This is a genomic window from Brachybacterium phenoliresistens (assembly GCF_000576425.1).
GTDB classification, from domain to species: domain Bacteria; phylum Actinomycetota; class Actinomycetes; order Actinomycetales; family Dermabacteraceae; genus Brachybacterium; species Brachybacterium phenoliresistens.
Genome location: NZ_KK069988.1, coordinates 193,734 through 212,288 on the forward strand (window position 1 = coordinate 193,734; position 18,555 = coordinate 212,288).

The 18,555-nt window shown below is 74.5% G+C and carries 20 protein-coding genes; 12 read left to right on the top strand and 8 right to left on the bottom strand.

Annotation, left to right across the window (positions count from 1 at the left end; all coding sequences use genetic code 11):
* Window positions 1–33 precede the first annotated feature (33 nt).
* Window positions 34–882: an alpha/beta fold hydrolase gene (locus tag BF93_RS00900; RefSeq protein ID WP_084148160.1), complete on the top strand. Its 849-nt coding sequence runs from the start codon at window positions 34–36 to the stop codon at window positions 880–882.
* A gap of 39 nt (window positions 883–921) precedes the next feature.
* Here BF93_RS00900 and BF93_RS00905 read toward each other — a convergent pair whose 3' ends face one another.
* Together BF93_RS00905 and BF93_RS00910 are read right to left on the bottom strand one after the other, a co-directional pair.
* Window positions 922–1,275, bottom strand: coding sequence for a histone-like nucleoid-structuring protein Lsr2 (locus BF93_RS00905; RefSeq protein WP_038370053.1), 354 nt, complete (start codon window positions 1,273–1,275; stop codon window positions 922–924).
* An 87-nt stretch (window positions 1,276–1,362) separates the two neighbouring features.
* A complete protein-coding gene (locus tag BF93_RS00910) occupies window positions 1,363–2,352 on the bottom strand; it encodes an ArsR/SmtB family transcription factor (protein ID WP_051486361.1) in 990 nt (329 codons plus the stop codon).
* A gap of 84 nt (window positions 2,353–2,436) precedes the next feature.
* On the opposite strand from BF93_RS00910, the gene BF93_RS00915 reads away from it, so the two are divergent.
* Both BF93_RS00915 and BF93_RS00920 read left to right on the top strand, forming a co-directional pair.
* A complete protein-coding gene (locus tag BF93_RS00915) occupies window positions 2,437–2,802 on the top strand; it encodes a cupin domain-containing protein (RefSeq protein ID WP_038370056.1) in 366 nt (121 codons plus the stop codon).
* A 71-nt stretch (window positions 2,803–2,873) separates the two neighbouring features.
* Complete coding sequence (locus BF93_RS00920) at window positions 2,874–3,251, top strand: YciI family protein (RefSeq protein ID WP_038370057.1); 378 nt, start codon at window positions 2,874–2,876, stop codon at window positions 3,249–3,251.
* Window positions 3,252–3,320: 69 nt separating this feature from the next.
* Here BF93_RS00920 and BF93_RS00925 read toward each other — a convergent pair whose 3' ends face one another.
* From BF93_RS00925 to BF93_RS00935, 3 genes are read right to left on the bottom strand one after another with little or no spacing between them, the layout of a single operon-like run.
* Entirely contained in the window at window positions 3,321–3,734 is a 414-nt protein-coding gene (locus BF93_RS00925; RefSeq protein ID WP_051486362.1) for an MmcQ/YjbR family DNA-binding protein, read from the bottom strand.
* A gap of 55 nt (window positions 3,735–3,789) precedes the next feature.
* Window positions 3,790–4,896: a sensor histidine kinase gene (locus tag BF93_RS00930; RefSeq protein WP_038370058.1), complete on the bottom strand. Its 1,107-nt coding sequence runs from the start codon at window positions 4,894–4,896 to the stop codon at window positions 3,790–3,792.
* On the bottom strand, window positions 4,893–5,552 hold the full coding sequence (locus tag BF93_RS00935; protein WP_038370059.1) for a response regulator transcription factor: 660 nt from the start codon (window positions 5,550–5,552) through the stop codon (window positions 4,893–4,895). Before BF93_RS00935 ends, BF93_RS00930 begins: the two co-directional genes overlap by 4 nt.
* A gap of 87 nt (window positions 5,553–5,639) precedes the next feature.
* On the opposite strand from BF93_RS00935, the gene BF93_RS00940 reads away from it, so the two are divergent.
* The 5 genes from BF93_RS00940 to BF93_RS00960 all read left to right on the top strand — a co-directional run bounded on the left by BF93_RS00940 (window position 5,640) and on the right by BF93_RS00960 (window position 9,513).
* Window positions 5,640–6,374 (top strand): M15 family metallopeptidase, encoded by a 735-nt coding sequence (locus tag BF93_RS00940; RefSeq protein WP_084148161.1) that lies wholly within the window; start codon window positions 5,640–5,642, stop codon window positions 6,372–6,374.
* Window positions 6,375–6,515: 141 nt separating this feature from the next.
* Window positions 6,516–7,277, top strand: a complete 762-nt coding sequence (locus tag BF93_RS00945; RefSeq protein WP_051486363.1) for a GntR family transcriptional regulator — start codon at window positions 6,516–6,518, stop codon at window positions 7,275–7,277.
* 22 nt (window positions 7,278–7,299) lie between these two features.
* Entirely contained in the window at window positions 7,300–7,746 is a 447-nt protein-coding gene (locus BF93_RS00950) for a PTS sugar transporter subunit IIA (protein WP_038370060.1), read from the top strand.
* A 44-nt stretch (window positions 7,747–7,790) separates the two neighbouring features.
* A complete protein-coding gene (locus BF93_RS00955; protein ID WP_038370061.1) occupies window positions 7,791–8,081 on the top strand; it encodes a PTS sugar transporter subunit IIB in 291 nt (96 codons plus the stop codon).
* 46 nt (window positions 8,082–8,127) lie between these two features.
* The gene (locus BF93_RS00960) at window positions 8,128–9,513 is read left to right on the top strand and encodes a PTS ascorbate transporter subunit IIC (RefSeq protein ID WP_038370062.1); all 1,386 of its coding nucleotides are present in this window, start codon (window positions 8,128–8,130) and stop codon (window positions 9,511–9,513) included.
* 126 nt (window positions 9,514–9,639) lie between these two features.
* Here the strand turns inward: BF93_RS00960 and BF93_RS00965 are convergent, their stop codons facing one another.
* On the bottom strand, window positions 9,640–10,899 hold the full coding sequence (locus BF93_RS00965; RefSeq protein ID WP_038370063.1) for a prolyl oligopeptidase family serine peptidase: 1,260 nt from the start codon (window positions 10,897–10,899) through the stop codon (window positions 9,640–9,642).
* Between the two features lie 270 nt (window positions 10,900–11,169).
* On the opposite strand from BF93_RS00965, the gene BF93_RS00970 reads away from it, so the two are divergent.
* Complete coding sequence (locus tag BF93_RS00970; protein ID WP_051486364.1) at window positions 11,170–12,006, top strand: methyltransferase domain-containing protein; 837 nt, start codon at window positions 11,170–11,172, stop codon at window positions 12,004–12,006.
* Window positions 12,007–12,043: 37 nt separating this feature from the next.
* Here the strand turns inward: BF93_RS00970 and BF93_RS00975 are convergent, their stop codons facing one another.
* Entirely contained in the window at window positions 12,044–13,138 is a 1,095-nt protein-coding gene (locus tag BF93_RS00975; protein WP_038370064.1) for a dioxygenase family protein, read from the bottom strand.
* Window positions 13,139–13,259: 121 nt separating this feature from the next.
* Between BF93_RS00975 and BF93_RS00980 the strand changes: the two genes are divergently transcribed.
* A complete protein-coding gene (locus tag BF93_RS00980; protein WP_051486365.1) occupies window positions 13,260–14,738 on the top strand; it encodes a bifunctional ADP-dependent NAD(P)H-hydrate dehydratase/NAD(P)H-hydrate epimerase in 1,479 nt (492 codons plus the stop codon).
* A gap of 48 nt (window positions 14,739–14,786) precedes the next feature.
* On the opposite strand, the gene BF93_RS00985 is transcribed toward BF93_RS00980, so the two are convergent.
* Window positions 14,787–16,307 carry a phytoene desaturase family protein gene (locus BF93_RS00985; protein ID WP_051486366.1) on the bottom strand — a complete coding sequence of 507 codons (1,521 nt, stop codon included), beginning with the start codon at window positions 16,305–16,307 and terminating at the stop codon, window positions 14,787–14,789.
* A 132-nt stretch (window positions 16,308–16,439) separates the two neighbouring features.
* Here BF93_RS00985 and BF93_RS00990 point away from each other — a divergent pair, with 132 nt between their 5' ends.
* Together BF93_RS00990 and BF93_RS00995 are read left to right on the top strand one after the other, a co-directional pair.
* Window positions 16,440–17,639, top strand: a complete 1,200-nt coding sequence (locus BF93_RS00990) for an NAD(P)/FAD-dependent oxidoreductase (protein WP_051486367.1) — start codon at window positions 16,440–16,442, stop codon at window positions 17,637–17,639.
* 45 nt (window positions 17,640–17,684) lie between these two features.
* Window positions 17,685–18,554 carry a siderophore-interacting protein gene (locus BF93_RS00995; protein ID WP_038370065.1) on the top strand — a complete coding sequence of 290 codons (870 nt, stop codon included), beginning with the start codon at window positions 17,685–17,687 and terminating at the stop codon, window positions 18,552–18,554.
* Window position 18,555 lies beyond the last annotated feature (1 nt).

Below are 18,555 nucleotides of genomic sequence, written 5' to 3' on the forward strand. Positions count from 1 at the left end.
TCATAGTGCCCTCGCTATGACACCTTGGTTGTCATGAATGCGATCTCGATGCGCCGACTGCACCGTCCCGACCTGACCGTCGCCTTCCGGGACGTCCCGGGCGCGGACCCGCGCGCCGTCCCCCTCGTGCTGCTGCACGGGGGAGTGCTCGATGCGCGGATGTGGGAGCCGCAGCTGCCGGCCTTCCCCGAGCGGCGGGTGGTGGCCCCGGACGCCCGGGGGCACGGGGGATCCTCCGACGCCGATGCTCCGCATCGGCTGGCCGATGATGTGGTCGACCTTCTCGACGCCCTCGACATCGAGCGCGCCGTGCTGGTGGGGATCTCCATGGGCGGGGCGACCGCCGTCGACGTCGCCCTCGAGCATCCCGAGCGCGTCGCCGCCGTGGTCTGCGGCGGGGCGGGGACCAGCGAACCGGAGTTCACCGACCCGTGGGTGGTGCAGGCCTTCGCCGATCTCGACGCCGCCGAGCGGACCGGGGACCTGGACGCATGGTCCGCAGTCTGGGACCGCTTCACCATCGGGCCCCACCGCGGAGCCGACGAGGTCGATCCCCAGGTGATCCAGCAGGTCTCGCAGATGGCGCGGGACACCGTGCGCGGCCACATCCGCCTGACCGAGGACGGCACGCCGATCCCTCCTGTGCGCCCCACCCCTGTGACGCGGACCTGGGAGAGGGTGCCCGGGATCGGCGTCCCCCTCCTCGCGGTGTGCGGGGAGCTGGACAGCCGGGACCACCTCGCCATGGCCGCGAGGCTCGCGGAGGAGGCGCCTCAGGGGGTGCTTCGGACGATCCCCGCCGCCGCGCACTACCCCAACCTGGAGCGGCCGGCGCAGTTCACCGCCCTCGTGCGAGAGCTGCTCGCCCAGCACGGGCTCTGAGGCCTCACCGATCCGGGATCGCGACGCCCGGCCGTGTCGTCAGTGCGCGGCGTGGTACGCGTCCTCGATCTTCTGCGGGATGCGGCCGCGATCGCCGATCTCGTGCCCCTGCTCGCGGGCCCAGCGGCGGATCGCCCCGACCTGCTCGGCGTCCCGGCGCGGCGTGCGCGAGGGGTCCAGGGGACCCGGATCCTCGCCCCGGGCGCGCAGGCGCTGCGCGGAGACACGACGTGCTCCCGTGACCCACGGGGCGAAGGCGGCACGCAGCTGGGCCGCGTTGTCGGAGCTCAGATCGATCTCGAAGGCCGCTCCGTCGAGGGAGAAGGTGACCGTCTCCGCAGCGGGGCTGCCATCGAGGTCGTCCTGGACCTCCACTGTCGTGCGTCGCGCCATGGGGACACGTCCTTCCGTCTGATGGTGTGCTCAGCCTATGCGGGCCCCGGGCGACCGGGTCGCTGCGACGCGCGGCAGGCGGCGCCGTCACCGGCCGTTCGCGAGCGCCTCGCCGAGCGGGGTGCGGGCGTGCAGCACGCTCTGCCCGCTGCGACGGCTGTCCACCAGCCCGGCCTCCCGCAGCACGTGGAGATGATGGGAGGCGGTGGAGATCGCCAGATCGGCCAGCGCCGCGCACTCCGTCGTCGTCAGGGGCTGCTGCAGCTCGAGGATCAGCTGCGCTCGGGCTCGGCCCAGCAGGGCGCTCAGCGCCTCGAGGGCGGCCCCGTCGTCGCGGTACCAGGTCTCGGTGAACCCGTGTGCCGGATAGAAGATCGTCGGCTGGGCGGGGCGCTGGGTGAGCACCGAGCAGCCGCGGCCCGAGTGCATCACCGAGGGCACCAGCACCAGTCCGGTGCCGCCGCAGTCCACGACCTCCTCGTGCAGGCGCATGCGCACGCTCACCGTGCCGTCGGCCCAGGTCACGCTCGAGTGGAGGGTGCTGGCCATCTCGCCGAGGCCGCGCTCGCCGATGCGCCGCACCCGCACGCCGATGTCGGCGCGCAGCAGGCGCAGCATCTGCGGCCACACCGGGGCCAGCAGCGCCTCCCACGCCTCCTCCCAGGCTGCCGCGATCCGCGCGCGGGCCCGCGGCGGGTCCTCGCGCAGCGCCCGGATCTCCTCATGGCGCACGCCCGTGGAGCGGTCCAGCATCTTCGCCAGGTCGATCCGCAGCAGCTCGTCGGGCACCTCGCGAAGCCGGGCGAGCTCGTCGTCCGGGGTCATGTCCCCGGAGGGGGTCGAGGTGAGGAAGTCGGGCATGTAGCCGTCGATGCCGCTGATCACGGCGATGAGGCGCAGAGCCTCCTGCGGTCGGTGCTCCTCGAGGCTGCGGAACCATCCCCACTGCAGCGGCACCGTCTGCGGGCGCAGCAGGACGCGCACCGCGTGCACGAGCTCGTGCCCGGGAGAGATCCCGAAGCGGACGGCGGAGACGTCGCCGGGGGCCAGGTGGAACTCCACGACCTTTCGATCCACGTCGAAATCGTAGCGGCGCCGGCCCGGACGGGGCGAAGGTGGAGGCACGTCGCAGGAGGCAGCACCGAGGAAGGACCCGCCGCCATGAACACCGTCGCCCCCACGCCCACCGGCCCGATCCCCGCCGAGGAGATCCGCATCCCCGGCTCCGAGGTGCTGCGCTTCGAGGGCGCCGGTCACGGATCCGGCGTCTCCTTCTTCCTGGTGGCCACGCCTCCGGGGAAGGGGCCCGCGCTGCACCGCCACCCCTACGACGAGACCTTCCACGTCCTCGAGGGCGAGGCGAGCATCGTCATCGGGGACCGGACCCTCACCGCCCGCCCCGGCGACACCGCCGTGGTCCCGCCGCAGACGTGGCATCGCTTCACCTGCACCGGGCCCGGCGTGCTGCGGATGGTGTGCATCCACGCCTCGCCGGTGATGATCCAGGAGTACGCCGAGGAGTCCTGAACCGCCGCCCGCCGCCCGACGCCCCACCGATCCCGCCCGCACCGTCCCACCCGTCCCAGGAGAGCAGAGCCATGACCCAGTACTTCCTGACCCTTCCGCACGACGCGGCCGAGGAGCCGACGATGGAGTCCATGCAGGAGATGGACCCCGCCGAGATGGAAGCTGTCTTCGCCGCCGTCGGCGCCTTCAACGACGCCCTGGTGAAGGCCGGTGCCTTCGTCACCGCCGGCGGGCTGCATCCGCCCTCGACCGCGGTCACCGTCGACGGCACGGGGGAGACGCCCCGACGCGTGCCCGGCCCCTTCGTCCAGGCGGCCGAGTACGTCGGCGGCTTCTGGATCATCGAGGCCGAGGACGAGGAGAAGGCCCTGACCTGGGCCGAGCAGATCGCCTCGGCGATGAGCGCACGGATCGAGGTCCGCGCGCTGCAGGAGGCGCCGCCGGAATGACGCGCCATCAGGGCCCGGTCACGTCAGCTGCGCCCGGAGACTCCGCGCCCCGGGGCGCCGCATCGGGCGTCAGGCCTCGCGCTCGGCGGCGAGCCGATCGGCGACGATCCGTGCGAACTCCCGCGGGTCCACCGGTCGCTCGTGCCGGGGGAGCTTCTCCACCACCAGCAGGTAGGACTCGGTGACGAGGTCGTCCACGAGCTCCGGGTCCAGGTCCTCGCCGCCGCGCAGCGTGATCCAGTGCCGCTTGTTCATGTGATAGCCCGGAGTGATCGAAGCGAAGGCTCGACGCAGCGCCACGGAGTCCTCCGGCCGCGCCTTGAGCGTCGCGATCGGCTCCCCGGTCACGGCGGTGGTCAGGAGGAAGACCTTCCCGCGGACCTTGTGCACGTCCCAGTCCGCGCCGAAGGGGTTGTCCAACTGGGAGCTCGGGAGCTCCTGCGCCCGAGCCACCGCCCTGCGCACCACCGCATCGCCGTCCATGGGCACGACGGTACCCGCAGGCGACGACAGCTCGCCCCGGGCGGGCCGCGCCCTGTCAGCGGGCGCCGGGGAGGCGGATCTCGACCTCGAGCCCGCCCTCGCCCCGCGGATGCAGGGCGAGCTGCCCGTGGTGGGCGTCCACGATCGCGCGGACGATGGCGAGGCCCAGCCCGACGCCGCCGGCGCCGTCCGGGGATCGGGTGCGCCCGGAGCCGCGATGGAACGGCTCGAGCAGCTGATCGGCGGTGTCCGGATCCACCGGCGCCCCGGAGTTCGCGACCCGCAGCAGCGCGTCGGAGCCCTGGGCGGCGGTGCGGACCTCGACCCATCCTCCGGCGGGCAGGTTGTGGACGATGCCGTTGTGGACGAGGTTCGCCACCAGCTGGCCCAGTAGCGCCTCGGAGCCCTGCGCCGGGGCGACGCCGCCGAGGATGCGCAGCTCCACGCCCCGGGCCTCCGCCATCGGCAGCAGCGTCTCGGCCGCCTCCTCCGCGCACAGGGAGAGGTCCACCGCGGTCTGCGCGAAGACCCCGCCCTCCGCGCGGCTGAGCAGCAGCAGCGCCTCGGTGAGGTCGACGGCCCGCGTGGTCACTGCCGCCAGCCGCTCCAGGACCTGACGGAGATCGGCCTCCGGGTCGGAGCGGGCGACCTCGATCAGCGCCCGGGAGGCGGCCAGCGGCGTGCGCAGCTCGTGCGAGGCATTCGCGGCGAAGCGCCGCTGCTCCTCCACCTGGCTCTGGATCCGCGCGAGCATGGCGTCGAAGGAATCGGCGAGCTCGCGGAACTCGTCCTGGCGCCCGGGCAGCGCGATCCGATGCGACAGCGATCCGGCGCCCGCCCGGCGCGTCGCCTCGGTGATGCGGTCCAGCGGAGCCAGCATCCGCCCGGCCAGCAGCCAGCCTCCGGCGAGGCCCACCACCAGCAGGAACGCCATCGCCCACGCCGCAGCGGGGAGGAAGGCGTCCTGCAGGTCGCCGCGGTCGGGGACGAAGCCGCTGCGCATCGGGATCGGACCCCGGGGGACGTACCGCAGCAGGAACAGGCCCACCACCGCCAGCAGCAGGCTGCCGGCCACCACGAGGAATCCCGCATAGCTGAGGGTCAGGCGCCAGCGGACGCTGAGCCCGCGCCGTCGCCGCGGCCGGGACGCCGGTGCGCTCATCCGTCGATCCGATAGCCGACGCCGGGGACCGTCGCGATCACCCACGGCTCGCCCAGCCGCTTGCGCAGGGCCGAGACCGTGATCCGCACGGCGTTGGTGAAGGGGTCGGCGTTCTCGTCCCAGGCCCGGGCCAGCAGCTCCTCCGCGCTGACCACGCCGCCCTCGGCGGCGACCAGCACCTCCAGCACCGCGAACTGCTTGCGGGTCAGCGCCACGTACCGGCCCTCCCGGAACACCTCCCGGCGGAACGGGTCCAGGCGCAGTCCCGCGATCTCCACCACCGGCGGCCGATGCCGCTCTGCCCGCCGCGCCAGCGCCCGCAGCCGCAGCACCAGCTCCCGCATCGCGAAGGGCTTGGTGAGATAGTCATCGGCCCCGAGCTCGAAGCCCGATGCCTTGTCGTCGAGATGGTCCGCCGCGGTGAGCATCAGCACGAGCGGCCCCGTGCCCCCGGCGACGATGCGCCGGGCGACCTCGTCGCCGGAGGGCCCGGGGACGTCGCGATCCAGGATCGCCACGTCGTAGTCATGGAGGTCCAGCAGCTCCAGGGCGCTGTCCCCGTCCCCGGCGACATCGGCCGCGATCGCCTCCAGGCGCAGCCCGTCCCGGACCGCCTCGGCCAGGTCCGGCTCGTCCTCCAGGATCAGCACGCGCATGGGCCGAGCCTACGACCTGTCGCATATCGTGCGCGTATCGCCGGCGGCATACGCCCCGGCAACACGCCGCGGCGTGCCATGGAGGCCATGACCACGAGAACCGGCCCCGCCGCGACCCCCGTCCCGACCCCCGGCGCGCGCACCGCCGCGGCCGCTCCCGCGCGCACCGCCCGCTCCGCCCGCACCGGCCGCTTCGCCCGCACCGGCAGCTCCGCCCGCCGGACGCTGCGCCCCCGGATCGTGTCCGCGGTGCTGCTCGCCATCGCCCTGCTGGGCGCCGCGACCTTCGCCCTCACCTGCCTGCTGGCGCTCGCGCCCGGCGGGCCGTCCCGGAGCGGGCTCCTGCCGGGGGACGGCGGGCGCGCAGGGGTCGAGGACGGCGCGATCCGAGGCGAGGTCTCGGTGTTCGACGAGGACGTCCCCGCCGTCGCGAAGCTCGACCCGGATCTCCGCGCGGCGGTGCAGGAGGCGGCCCGGGACGCCGAGGAGGACGGGATCGTCTTCGTCGTGAACAGCGGCTGGCGCTCCCCGCGGTACCAGGAGCAGCTGCTCGAGGACGCGATCGCCGAGCACGGCTCCCGCGAGGAGGCGGCGCGCTGGGTCGCGACGCCGGAGACGTCCTCGCACGTCAGCGGCGAGGCGATCGACATCGGCTCCTACGACGCCGCGCAGTGGCTGATGGACCACGGCGAGCGCTACGACCTGTGCCAGACCTACGAGAACGAGACCTGGCACTACGAGCTGCGGCTCGGGGCCTCCCGCGACGGCTGCCCCGCGCCGTACCGGGACCCGACCCAGGACCCGCGGCTGCAGGTCGGGTAGGGGCGCCCGCCGACCCGAGCGCCCGGAGAGACCCGGATCACACCTCGCGGCTCCCGGGCGCCGGCCCGTCCCGCGTATGATCACTCGACATAACAAGTTGTCCTACCCGGGGGCATCGCGCGGCCGACGAAGGAGGCGCCCATGTCAGAGCCGACATCGCTGCGGGGCGTCATCGTCCCCAAGTACCAGCGGGTGCGCGAGGCGCTGCGCGCGGACATCTCCCGGGCCGCGGCCGGCACCCTGATCCCCTCGGAGCACGAGCTCTGCGCGATCCACGGCGTCAGCCGCATCACCGTGCGCCGCGCCATCGACGACCTGATCCGGGACGGGCTCCTCACCCGGCTGCACGGTCGCGGGACGGTCGTCGCGGAGGCCCCCGGGCCGGCGACCACAGCCGCCCCGCGCGGCGGGGAGCAGATGGACCTGCGCGGCTTCCACCGCCAGATGACCGCCGAGGGGCACCGCGTCACCTCGCGCGTCATCGCCCAGGGACTCGTGCTCGCCCCGCCCGGGATCGCCGCCGCGCTGGGGCTCGAGCCCGGATCGCAGCTGGTGAGGATCGACCGCCTGCGCTCGGTGGACGGAACCCTCGACCACCTGACCTGCGCATGGCTCGATGCCGAACGGTTCGCCGATCTCGTCGACCAGGACTTCTCCGACCAGTCCCTGTACGAGTACCTCGAGGTGTGCCACGGGATCTCCATGCGGCGCAGCGACGTGACGGTCGGCCTGCGCCGGCCCAGCGGGGACGAGGCCGAGCGCCTCGGCATCGCCCCCGACGCGCTGCGTCTGTGCACGACCTCGACCACCTACGACCCCGGCGGCCGCCCGCGCCTGCACGGCACCACCCTCTACGCGAGCGAGACGGCGCTGGCGCGGTTCTCGGTCGTCTCCGCCACCTGACAGAACGGAAAGCAGCCCCCTCATGCTCGACGACACCCTCCGCGAGGACCGGGTCCTCTTCGCCTCCCACGACTCCTGGCGCACGGCCGTCGAGGCCGCCGCCGCGCCCCTGCTCGAGGACGGATCGATCACCCCCGGCTACCTCGAGCAGGTCCTGACGAACATCGCCGCCCCGGGCGGGACGTACATGGACCTCGGCTTCGGCATCGCCCTGGCGCATGCCCGCCCCGAGGCCGGGGTGCACGCCACCGGCCTGAGCCTGCTGGTGCTGCCGGAGCCGGTCGCGCTCGCCGACGACCCGGCCCACCCCGTCTCGCTCGTCTTCGTCCTCGCCGCCACCGACGGCGAGGAGCATCGCGCGGTCATGGCGCAGCTGGCTCGGCTGCTCGTGAACGCGACCGCCCGCGCGGAGCTCGCCGCGGCCCGCACCTACCAGGACGTCCGCGGCGCCATCGCGCACGCGGCCTGACCAGGACCTTCCCTCACCACACCCCGACGAACCAGGAGAGAACGATGAAATTCATGGCGATGTGCAGCTCCGGCCTCGGCAGCTCCTTCATGGTCCACATGAACATCGACAGCGCACTGTCCAGCATCGGCGCCACCGGCGTCGAGGTCGACCACGCCGACCTCGGCTCCGCCGCCCCGGCCGACGCCGACGTCTTCTTCGTGGGCAAGGACCTCGAGAACTCCGTGGGCGAGTTCGGCGACGTCGTGATCCTCGAGTCGATCATCGACCAGGACGAGCTGGTGGCGAAGGTCCGAGAGGCCTGCCAGCGCCACGGGATCCCCACCAGCGCCTGAGCGCCGCCCTCCGCCCCCTTTCACCGTCGAAAGCGAAACCTCCCTGATGAATGCCTTCCTGGACGTCCTCGTCCAGATCCTGTCCCAGCCCTCGATCCTCGTCGCGCTCATCGCCCTGGTCGGCCTGCTCCTGCAGCGCAAGGCCGCCGCGGATCTCATGAAGGGCACCGTGAAGACCTTCGTGGGCTTCCTCGTGCTCTCCGCGGGCGCCGGCGTCGTCGTCGCCTCCCTGGACCCCTTCGGCCGCATGTTCTCCGAGGTGTTCGGGGTCCAGGGGGTCGTGCCGAACAACGAGGCGATCGTCGGCCCCGTGCTCCAGGAGTACGGGACCGTCGCGGCGCTGATCTTCTTCTTCGGCATGATCCTGAACGTCGTCCTGGCCCGCCTGACGCGGTTCAAGTACATCTACCTCTCCGGGCACGTCGCCCTGTACCAGTCCGCGATGATCGCCGTGATCCTCATGGTCGCCGGGTTCAGCCCCGTCGCGGCGGTGATCTGGGGCTCGATCGCCGAGGCCGTGATCACGACCGTCTCGCCGGCCGTCGTCCAGCCGTTCATGCGCAGGGTGACCGGCAACGACAAGGTCGCCCTGGGGCACACCGGCGGCTTCGGCATCGCCCTGTCCGGTCTGGTCGCCAAGGCCACCGGCGGCGACCCGGAGAAGTCCACCGAGAAGCTGAGCGTGCCCCGGTCCCTGGGCTTCGTGCGCGACTCGACCATCGTCGTCGCGCTCTCCATGGGCCTGATCTTCGTGGTCGTCGCCCTGGTCGCCGGTCCGGCGTACGTGCAGGCGGAGATCTCCGACGGGCAGAACTACCTGCTGTGGGCGGTCATGTCCGCCGGCCAGTTCGCGGCGGGCGTGTTCATCATCCTCGCCGGCGTGCGCGTGATCCTCGCCGAGATCGTCCCCGCCTTCAAGGGGATCTCCGAGAAGGTCGTCCCGAACGCGAAGCCCGCCCTGGACGTGCCGATCACCTTCACCTTCGCCCCCAACGCCGTGATGGTCGGGTTCTTCTCCTCGCTGGTCGCGGGCATCCTCGGCATGGCCGTGATGGGCTTCGCCGGCAGCGCCGTGATCATCCCCGGCATCGTCGCCCACTTCATGACCGGCGGCGCCTCCGGCGTCATCGGCAACGCCGTGGGCGGGCGGCGCGGCGCCGTGCTGGGCTCCTTCGCCAACGGCCTGCTGATCACCGTCGTCCCGCTGCTGCTCCTGCCGGTGCTCGGCGAGATCGGGACGGCGAACTCCACCTTCGGCGACTCCGACTACGGCGTGATCGGCCTGTACCTGGGCTGGCTGGGCATGGCCGGCGGGCAGCTGCTGATCGTCGCGGGGATCGTGGCCGCGGTCCTCGCCCTGTTCGGCGCCAGCGCGATCATGGGACGCCGTCAGCAGCGTCGTGCGGCGGAGGCGGAGACCGTCGCGGTCTGAGACCCCGGACCCCCGCCGCACCGGGCACCACGGCCCCGCATCTCGCCGATGCGGGGCCGTGGTGCGTCCGGGGTCCCGGAGGCGGGGCGCCGGGGACGGGGCGCCGGGGAGGGCCGATGCGGCCGGTCAGAGGGTCTGCTCGCCCATCCAGTCCCAGATGCGCACGCCCTCGTGCTGCGGGTCGTTGCGGGCGACGTAGATCCACGACCAGTGGCCCGGGAAGCTCACGCCGTCCCAGACGACCTCGTCGTACAGGCTCATGATCGAGCCGGGGATCAGCTCGTGCGCGTGGACGGTGTTGTCCTGCGCGTCGAGGGTCGTGTCGTCGGCGGAGTGGACCAGCCAGGTCGGGGTGGTCATCGCCGCGAGCTCCTCGTCGGAGATGTAGTACGGATCCGAGCCGTCCCGGGCGCCGATCCCGCAGCAGATCGGGACGGAGGAGGCGAAGAGCTCGGGATGCTCGGCGACCATCTTCAGCGACATGTAGCCGCCGTTGGAGCAGCCGACGACGTGGATCCGGTCGACGTCGATCGCGGCGCCCTCGACGACCTCCGCGATGGTCTCGCGGATCATCGGCGCGAAGCCGTCCCCGTCCTCCATCCAGGCGGAGGGGGACTGCGGGGCCAGCACGTAGGCGCCGCCGAAGGCCTCCTGCGCCTCCGGCGTCGCGAAGCCGAGGGCGCCGCGGTTGGCCCGCAGCTGCGTCTCGTTGTCGTAGTAGTCGTAGGCACCCCCGGCCATGCCGCCCTCGCCGCCGCCGTGCAGCCAGACCACCAGCGCCCGGCCCTTCCCGCCGGGCCCGCGGCCGCCCTTGGGGGAGAACAGGCGGTAGTTCAGGCCGGCGGAGGAGACGTGGGAGCTGAAGGCGTCGACCTCCGGGTCCTCCAGGGCGCCCTGGGAGAAGGACGTCAGCACGACGTCGCCGCGGGGGCCGCTGAGCGGCGCGTCCTGCACGATCGTGTACTCGAGGTCCAGCACGACGTTGCGGCGCGCGTCCACCATGTAGCCGAGGGTCGCACCGCCGGGGACGCCCTCGCCGTGCTCGAGCTCGAGCAGGACGTCGCCGCGCCGGGTCCAGCTCGCGTCGGTCACGGTGCGGTCCTGCTCGTAGGCGACCTCGCCGGTGAGCGGGTTGGTGGCGCGCACGTGCACCGAGAAGGTCCCCGCGTCCAGGGAGTCCCTGCGCACCGGGCGCAGCGCGGGGGAGGAGAGCGTCAGGGAGGTGACCTGCTCGCCGCCGTCGAGGACCTCGGCGGTCAGAGTGAAGCTGGCCTCCTGGCCGCGGCCGCTGCTCTCGGCCCGGGCGATCGCGGGCAGGAGCGCGGCGGAGGCTCCGACGGCCGCCGTGGAGGCGAGAAGGGTGCGGCGGGGCAGAGAGGTGCGCATGGAGAACTCCTTCGTTCGAGGTGCACCGGAGGGACGCGCTCGGTGATGCGTGTCACGCTCCGTGACGGTAGGCCGCTCGCCGCGAGCACGTCAAACGGTGTTCGCCTGCCGGTGGTCATTTTTGTGCGGCCGGCTCACGACGACCTCCGTGAGGGGTGCGATGCGAGCCCTCGCGGAGGCCCCCGCCGGGCCGCCCGCAGCGCCGGAACGTCCCGTCCGAGGCTCGGACCAGGGGTGATGCCGCCGGCCCGGGCGGCGTAGCGTCCGGACATGACCCCCGAGATCGGCAGCGACCACGACCCGCGCAGCGACCACCGCTACACCCACGGCTACGGCAGCTCGGTGCTGCTGGGGCACCGCCGCCGCACCGCGGAGAACTCCGCCGCATACCTCCTGCCGCATCTGCGGCCCGGGATGCGCCTGCTGGACGTGGGCAGCGGCGCCGGGACCATCACCGCCGACCTCGCCCGCCTGCTCGGCCCGGGGAACGTCACCGCGGTCGAGGTCTCCGAGACCGCCGCGGAGCTCACCCGCACCGAGCTGCAGGGCCAGGGCATCGAAGGCGTCGAGGTGCTCGTCGCCGATGCGCACGACCTCCCCTTCGCCGAGGACTCCTTCGACGCCGCCCACGCCCATCAGGTGCTCCAGCACGTGGCGCGCCCCTCCGAGGCCCTCGCCCAGATGCGCCGCGTCGTGCGCCCCGGCGGCGTGATCGGCGCCCGCGACGCCGACTACCCGGGTTTCCGCTGGTACCCGGACGCCCCCGCGCTGGACCGGTGGCTGGAGCTGGCCGTCCGCGCGGCCCGCGCCAACGGGGGAGCGCCCGACGCGGGGCGTCGCCTGCTGGGCTGGGCCCACGCCGCCGGGCTCGAGGACGTCACCGCCGGGGCCTCCGTCTGGTGCTACGCGACTGCGGAGGACCGCGCCTGGTGGGCGGCCTCGTGGGCCGGTCGCATCTCCACCGGCCCCCTGGCCGAGCAGATCCTCGCCGCCGGGTGGGCGACCCGCCCCGAGCTCGAGGAGATGGCCCGGTCCTGGACCGCCTGGGCCGAGGACCCCGACGGCTGGTTCCTCGTGCCGCACGGGGAGATCCTCGCCCGCGTGTGAGGGGGCGGGCCCGGCGGCCCTCCCGCAGGGGCGGTGCTCAGGAGCCGTCGCCGGAGGCCGCCGACCCCGGGCCGCCGGCGGGAGGCTCGCCGCCGCCGTCGCTCGGCATCGCCCCGGCGGGCGGCATGTCCCCGCCGCCGCCCGCCGGAGCGGCCGCGGCCTGCTGCGCGGTCGAGGTGTCGATGGGCAGGTCGATGCTCAGCGCGAACCCGGTGGACATGTCGCCGGTGACCTCCGCGAGCTGCAGGTCCCAGCCGTCGGAGAAGACGTTGTCGCTCTCCAGGGAGACCTGGGACAGGTTGTCCGCGGAGCCGTCGTACTCGGCATCGGAGTACACCGTCTCGGCGACGTCCTCCGGCAGGGCGATCTGCGAGGTGAGGATCGCGTTGCCCGCGTCGGTAATCGAGGCGATGTCGGGGAAGACCTCGAAGTGGATGTGCGGCCAGCGCCCGGAGTAGCAGGCCGGGAAGATCGTCGTGAAGGTGACGGTGCCGTCCTCGCCGACCACCTGCACGCCGCGCAGGTACGTCTCGTCCGCGATCGCCTCCGAGTACATGGAGTACTCGCCGTGGGCGTCGCAGTGCCAGACGTAGACCGCGGCGCCGGTCATCGGGCCGTCGTCCTGGACCATGTCGATGATGTTCATGGTGAGCGTCAGCGGGGCACCCGCCGCGACGGTGCCCGTGTCGATCGAGGTGGTGATGTCGCTGCGCTCGACGCCGCTGATCTCGAGCACATCGGCGCCGTTGGAGCCGTCGCCCGGGTAGGGGCCCGCCGTCTCCGTGGGCATCTCCTCTCCCAGGGCCGAGCTGCTCGCGGTCGCCTCGGCGCCTCCCGCATCGGACGCGGAGGCGCCGGTGGTGCCGTCGGTCGCCCCCGTGCCGGAGGAGCAGGCCGCCAGGACCGCGGCGGCCGAGCCGGCGCCGATCACGCCGATGGCGCCGCGGCGGCTGACCAGCGTGCCGATGTCGAAGGAGAGCCCCTGGTCCTCGACGTCCTCCTCCGGGCGGGCCAGGGGGCGGCCCTCCCAGGTCGGCGCAGCGGAACGATCGACCGGGGTGGTCGCCTCGCCGTGCTCGGAGGCGGCGGGGAAGGCACGGCGCGTACGGCGCAGCGGGAAGATGGGGGTCATGGCATGTCCTCTCGTCGGTGGGCGTGGAGAACACGCTAGGAACGGCACGTAGCCCGGCGCTGTCGCGGAGCTGTGCGGGCGCTGTGCATCCCGGCGGGGGTGCCCGTCCTACTCTGGAGCCATGCTTCCCGTGCTGACCGCAGACGCCCTCCGTACCGCCGAGCAGGCGCACTGGGACGAGCATCCCGGTGACGACCTGATGGGCCGCGCCGCCGCCGAGGTGGCGCGCCACGCGACCGAGATGCTCGGCGATGGTCCCCGCCCGGTGGTGCTGGTCGCCGCCGGGCCGGGCAGCAACGCCGGGGATGCGCTGCACGCCATGGCCCTGCTGCCCCCGCAGCTCGGCGCCGTGGTGCGCATCTGGCCCGTGCGCGGCCGCACCCATCGGGAGGGCCTGGACGCCGCGCTCGCCGCCGGCGCGCAGGTGATCGGATTCGAGGAGGCCGCCGAGCTGCTGGCCCGCACCGACCTCCTGGTCGACGGGATCGCCGGGCTGGGCAGCCGCCCCCTGGACGGGGAGGCGGCCCGGCTGGCCCGTGCCGCCCACGCGCAGCGCGTCCGGGTGCTCAGCGTGGACCTGCCCAGCGGGCTGCGGGCCGATGCGGCCGATGCCCCCGAGGACGCCTTCCGCGCGGAGCGCACCGTCACGTTCATCGCCCCGAAGCTCTGCCACGTCGCGGCGCCGGCCGCCCTGCTGTGCGGGGACGTGCGCCGGGCGACCCTCGACGTCGACCCGGGGGAGACCACCACCCACCAGGCCGCCGCGTCGGACCTGCCGGCCTGGTACCCGATGCCGCAGGCGAGCTCCCAGAAGTACACCCGCGGATTGATCGGGCTGGAGACGGGCTCGGCGCGATACCCGGGCGCGGCCGTGCTCGGCGCGGCGGGAGCCCTGTTCACCGGGACCGGGATGGTCCGCCACCCGGGGGAGGCCGGGGCCGCCGTGGTCTCCCGCTTCCCGAGCGTGGTCGCCGCGGGCGGTCGCGTCCAGGCCTGGACGTGCGGCTCCGGATGGGACGTCGAGGACCCGGCGGCCCGGGCCGCGCACCTCGACCGCCTCGCGGAGCTCATCGGCGAGGGGCGGCCGATGGTCCTGGACGCCGGCGCCCTCGACCTGATCGCGGAGGTCCCGCCGCTGCCCGAGGGGTGCCTGCTCACCCCGCACGCCGGGGAGCTCGCCCGCCTGCTGGGCCGCGAGCGCGAGGACGTCGAGGCCGATCCGCTCGGGGCGGCCCGCGAGGCCGCCGCCCGCACCGGGGCGAGCGTCCTGCTCAAGGGGACGGTCCAGGCGGCCGCAGATCCGGACGGACGGGTCGTGCTCGCGGTGCGCGGCCCGGCCTGGACCGCGCAGGCGGGCTCCGGCGACGTGCTCGCCGGCTCCGCCGGGGCGCTGCTCGCCGCCGGGCTCCCCGCCTCCCGTGCCGGCGTCCTCGCCGCCTCCCTGCAGGCGGTCGCCGCCACCCGCAGCCCGGGCCCCATCCCCCCGGACCGCCTCGCGACCACGTTCCCCGAGGTCATCGCGTCCTGGGAGGACGAGCTGGTCCGCACCGGAGACCGCAGCCCCGACGAGCAGGCGCCGCGCGGGGTCCGGCCCTCCTGACAGCTCCCCGGTCCGGTCCGCAGGCCGTTCCGTCGGAGCGGTCCGCCGTCAGGCCCCCGGCCCCAGCCGGGGGGCGCGCCGGATCCCGAAGCGCTGGCGCAGCACCCTGCGGGCGGCGTGCCAGCCGTTCATGCCGTGCACGCCGGGGGCCGGGGGCACGGCGGAGGAGCACAGGTACGCCCCGCTGTCGCCGAGGCGGTACGGATCCGGCGACGCCGTGGGGCGGGCGACGAGCCGGGGCAGGCTGATCCGGCCCAGGGAGATGTCCCCGCCGACGAGGTTCGCATCATGCCGGGACATCTGCGCGGCAGGGATGCCGCGGGCGGCCACGACCACGTCCCGGAACCCGGGGGCGAACCGCTCGATCTGCGCGGTGACCGCCTCCGTCGGGTCCTGGGTGCTGCCGTAGGGCACATGGGCGTAGGCCCACAGGGGGCGCAGCCCCTCCCGCTGCCGGCCCGGATCCACGGTCGCCGGGTCGCTGGCCAGGACCATCGGCCGCTGCGGCATCCGGCCGCGGGCGACCTCCGCCTCGGCCTGCGCCATCTGGGCGCGGGTGCCGCCCAGGTGCTGCGTCCCGGCGAGCGCGACCTCCGGGTCCCGCCAGGGGACCGGGCCGGACAGCACGAAGTCCACCTTCGCGGCCGCGTCCCCCCGGGGGAAGCGGGCGAGCGCCCGCCGCAGCGACGACGGCACGGCCGTCCCGAGGATCTGGGCGGCCGCCTGCGCCGTGGTGTCCAGGAGGATCGCCCGGGCCGGCGGCAGCTGCTCCCGCGAGGTCACGGTCGTCCCGGTGCGGATCCGCCCGCCGTGGGCGCGCAGGTCCGCGATCAGCGCATCGGCGATCGCCTGGGAGCCGCCGCGGGGGATCGGCCAGCCGCCGCCGTGGGCGAGGGTCGCCAGCATCAGCGCCACGCCGGAGGTCGCGAGCGAGGGCAGGGGGCCGATGGCGTGCGCGCCGACCCCGGTCAGCAGGGCCCGCGCCCGTTCCGTGCGCCAGGGCAGGCTCCAGGCCGGCGTGCCGTGCACCGCGAGCGCCGCGGCGAAGCGTGCGGCGGCGGCCATCGGCCCCGGCGCCAGCAGCTCCCGCGGGAGGGAGCGCTTGTCCCCGAGGGACAGGTCCACGATCGCGTCCTCCTGCGCGACCAGCGGGGAGAACAGGGCGTGCCACGTCCGGGCATCGGCGCCCAGCCCCTGCGCCGTCCTCTCCAGGTCGCGCCAGGCGATCGCGGCCGGCTCGTCGTCCAGCGGCTGCGCGTAGGAGGCCTCGGGGGCCAGCAGCTCCACGCCCCGCGCCGGGAGATCGAACGCCCGCAGGAAGGGGCTGGCCAGGGCCATCGGGTGCACGGCGGAGCACACGTCGTGGGAGATGCCCGCGGCCAGGCCCAGCTCGAGGGTCCGGGACCCGCCGCCGAGGGTGTCCTGCCCCTCGATCAGCTCGACCTCCAGCCCGGCGCGGGCCAGCGTCACCGCCGCGGCCAGGCCGTTGGGGCCCGATCCCACCACCACCGCGTCGACGGCATCGGACCGGCGGGCGGCGGCGGGCGAGGGGACGGCGGCGGGGACCATGGCCCCAGCCTAGGCGCGCCGCCCCGGACGTGACCCGTGCGTCAGCCGGGAACAGGGCCGCGGGGCGCCCGGGTTGCAGGGGATGCGGCGCGCGGCGCGCCGCCCCGAGCACGGAGAGGAGGCGGCGCACCCATGCGCGAGGCGGATGTCGTGGTGATCGGCGCGGGCCAGGCCGGCATCACCGCCGGGCACCATCTGCTGCGCCGCGGATTCGCCCCCGCCGGGCAGGTCCCGTCGGGACGGGCCCCGCAGGAGCAGGGCGCCGCGCGCACGCTGATCATGCTCGACGCCGAGGACGGGCCCGGCGGCGCCTGGCGCCACCGCTGGGACAGCCTGACCCTCCGCACCGTCAACGGCATCACCGAGCTGCCGGACCAGGTGCTGGACCCCGTGGATCCCGAGGCGCCCGCCGCCCTCGCCGTGCCCGCCTACTTCGCCGCCTTCGAACGCCGCCGCGAGCTGCCGATCGAGCGTCCCGTCAAGGTCGTCTCCGTCCAGGAGGAGGACCCGGGGGCGGGGCCGGAGGGGACGCTGGTGCTGCGCACCCGGCGCGGCGGATCGGGCCCGGCGGCGGGGGAGGAGCTCGCCCCGATCCGCGCCCGCGCGATCATCAACGCCACCGGCACCTGGCGCCGACCCTTCGTCCCCCACCTGCCCGGGGCGGCGACCTTCGCCGGCCGGCAGCTGCGCACCGTCGACTATCCCGGGGCGCAGGAGCTGGTCGGTGCCCGGGTCGCCGTCGTCGGCGGAGGGATCAGCGCCACCGGGTTCCTCGCGGAGATCAGCGCGGCGGCCGCTGAGGTCGGCGCGCCGCAGCCGCGCTGGTACACCCGGCGCGAGCCGGACTTCCGGGAGGGCCCCTTCACCCCCGAGGTGCAGGGGCGCGCCGCCGTCGCCGCCGTCGAGGAGCGGGTGCGCCAGGGACTGCCCCCGCGCAGCGTCGTCTCCGTGACGGGGCTGCCCTGGACCCCCGCCCTGCGTGCCGCGCAGTCCCGCGGCGCCCTCCGGCGGCGGCCGATGTTCTCGCGCATCGTGCCCGAGGGCGTGATCGAGGCCGACGGGACCCTCGTCCCGACGGACGTGATCCTCTGGGCCACCGGCTTCCGCGCGGACCTCGGCCACCTGGCCCCGCTGCGCCTGCGCGGTGCGGGCGGCGGCATCCGCATGGAGGGCACGCAGGTGGCCGGCGAGCCGCGCATCCACCTGGTCGGGTACGGCCCCAGCTCCTCGACCATCGGCGCGAACCGGGCCGGGCGGGCGGCCGCCGCGGCCCTCGCGCGCCGCCTCGGGGACGCACCGAGGCACATCGGCCCCCGCGTGTCCATGAGGTAAGGCTCTCCATAGAGATCCACAGCTCATTCCCGTAGGGTCGATGACATGTTCGACGCCAGCAGCACCACAGCACCCGTCGCCGCCCCGGCGCCCGAGAAGCCCGCCGGTCGCGAGCGCCCCAGCAGGCCCCAGGCGGTCCTCGAGGTGATCAGCAAGGAACGGGTGAGCCCGCAGATGGTGCGGGTGCGCCTGGGCGGGGACGGCCTGGCGGACCTGCGCTACAACGACGCCACCGACAGCTACGTGAAGCTGCTCATCGCCGCCCCCGGCAGCGGCCTGCTCCCGCCCTACGACCTCGAGGGCCTGCGCGAGCACAGCCCCGAGCTGCTGCCCGCCCGCCGCACCTACACCGTGCGCCGGTGGGACCTGGAGGCCGGCTTCGTCGAGATCGACTTCGTGCTGCACGGCACCGGGGAGGACGCCGGCATCGCCGCCCGCTGGGCCGACGAGGCCCTGCCCGGGGACCGCATCGCGATGATGGGCGCCGGCGGCGGGTACTCCCCGCAGCCCGACTCCGCCTTCCACCTGCTGCTCGGCGACCACAGCGCCCTGCCGGCCATGGTCCGCGCGATCGAGGCGATGCCGGCGGACGCGCAGGGCTTCGCCCTGATCCACCTCGACCACGACAGCGACTGCCAGCAGATCTCCGCCCCGGAGGGCTTCGAGGTGCACTGGCTGATCGGCGAGCGGGAGCTGCTGCTGGCGCAGCTGCGTCTGCTCGAGCTGCCCGACCCGGCGGGCATCCAGGTCTTCGCCCACGGCGAGCGCGGCGTCATCAAGCAGATCCGCCGCGAGCTCAAGGAGCTCGGCATCCCCCGCGAGAGCATCTCCATCAGCGCCTACTGGGCCCTGGGACGCGTCGAGGACCAGTTCCAGGCCGAGAAGCGCGAGCCCGTCGGCCAGATCGACGACTGAG

Excerpts from the sequence above, each read along its gene's own strand:
- BF93_RS00900 (WP_084148160.1), top strand. The coding sequence starts at position 34 with ATGAATGCGATCTCGATGCGCCGACTGCACCGTCCCGACCTGACCGTC.
- BF93_RS00905 (WP_038370053.1), bottom strand. The coding sequence starts at position 1,275 with ATGGCGCGACGCACGACAGTGGAGGTCCAGGACGACCTCGATGGCAGC.
- BF93_RS00915 (WP_038370056.1), top strand. The coding sequence starts at position 2,437 with ATGAACACCGTCGCCCCCACGCCCACCGGCCCGATCCCCGCCGAGGAG.
- BF93_RS00920 (WP_038370057.1), top strand. The coding sequence starts at position 2,874 with ATGACCCAGTACTTCCTGACCCTTCCGCACGACGCGGCCGAGGAGCCG.
- BF93_RS00925 (WP_051486362.1), bottom strand. The coding sequence starts at position 3,734 with ATGGACGGCGATGCGGTGGTGCGCAGGGCGGTGGCTCGGGCGCAGGAG.
- BF93_RS00930 (WP_038370058.1), bottom strand. The coding sequence starts at position 4,896 with ATGAGCGCACCGGCGTCCCGGCCGCGGCGACGGCGCGGGCTCAGCGTC.
- BF93_RS00935 (WP_038370059.1), bottom strand. The coding sequence starts at position 5,552 with ATGCGCGTGCTGATCCTGGAGGACGAGCCGGACCTGGCCGAGGCGGTC.
- BF93_RS00940 (WP_084148161.1), top strand. The coding sequence starts at position 5,640 with ATGACCACGAGAACCGGCCCCGCCGCGACCCCCGTCCCGACCCCCGGC.
- BF93_RS00945 (WP_051486363.1), top strand. The coding sequence starts at position 6,516 with ATGTCAGAGCCGACATCGCTGCGGGGCGTCATCGTCCCCAAGTACCAG.
- BF93_RS00950 (WP_038370060.1), top strand. The coding sequence starts at position 7,300 with ATGCTCGACGACACCCTCCGCGAGGACCGGGTCCTCTTCGCCTCCCAC.
- BF93_RS00955 (WP_038370061.1), top strand. The coding sequence starts at position 7,791 with ATGAAATTCATGGCGATGTGCAGCTCCGGCCTCGGCAGCTCCTTCATG.
- BF93_RS00960 (WP_038370062.1), top strand. The coding sequence starts at position 8,128 with ATGAATGCCTTCCTGGACGTCCTCGTCCAGATCCTGTCCCAGCCCTCG.
- BF93_RS00965 (WP_038370063.1), bottom strand. The coding sequence starts at position 10,899 with ATGCGCACCTCTCTGCCCCGCCGCACCCTTCTCGCCTCCACGGCGGCC.
- BF93_RS00970 (WP_051486364.1), top strand. The coding sequence starts at position 11,170 with ATGACCCCCGAGATCGGCAGCGACCACGACCCGCGCAGCGACCACCGC.
- BF93_RS00975 (WP_038370064.1), bottom strand. The coding sequence starts at position 13,138 with ATGACCCCCATCTTCCCGCTGCGCCGTACGCGCCGTGCCTTCCCCGCC.
- BF93_RS00980 (WP_051486365.1), top strand. The coding sequence starts at position 13,260 with ATGCTTCCCGTGCTGACCGCAGACGCCCTCCGTACCGCCGAGCAGGCG.
- BF93_RS00985 (WP_051486366.1), bottom strand. The coding sequence starts at position 16,307 with ATGGTCCCCGCCGCCGTCCCCTCGCCCGCCGCCGCCCGCCGGTCCGAT.
- BF93_RS00990 (WP_051486367.1), top strand. The coding sequence starts at position 16,440 with ATGCGCGAGGCGGATGTCGTGGTGATCGGCGCGGGCCAGGCCGGCATC.
- BF93_RS00995 (WP_038370065.1), top strand. The coding sequence starts at position 17,685 with ATGTTCGACGCCAGCAGCACCACAGCACCCGTCGCCGCCCCGGCGCCC.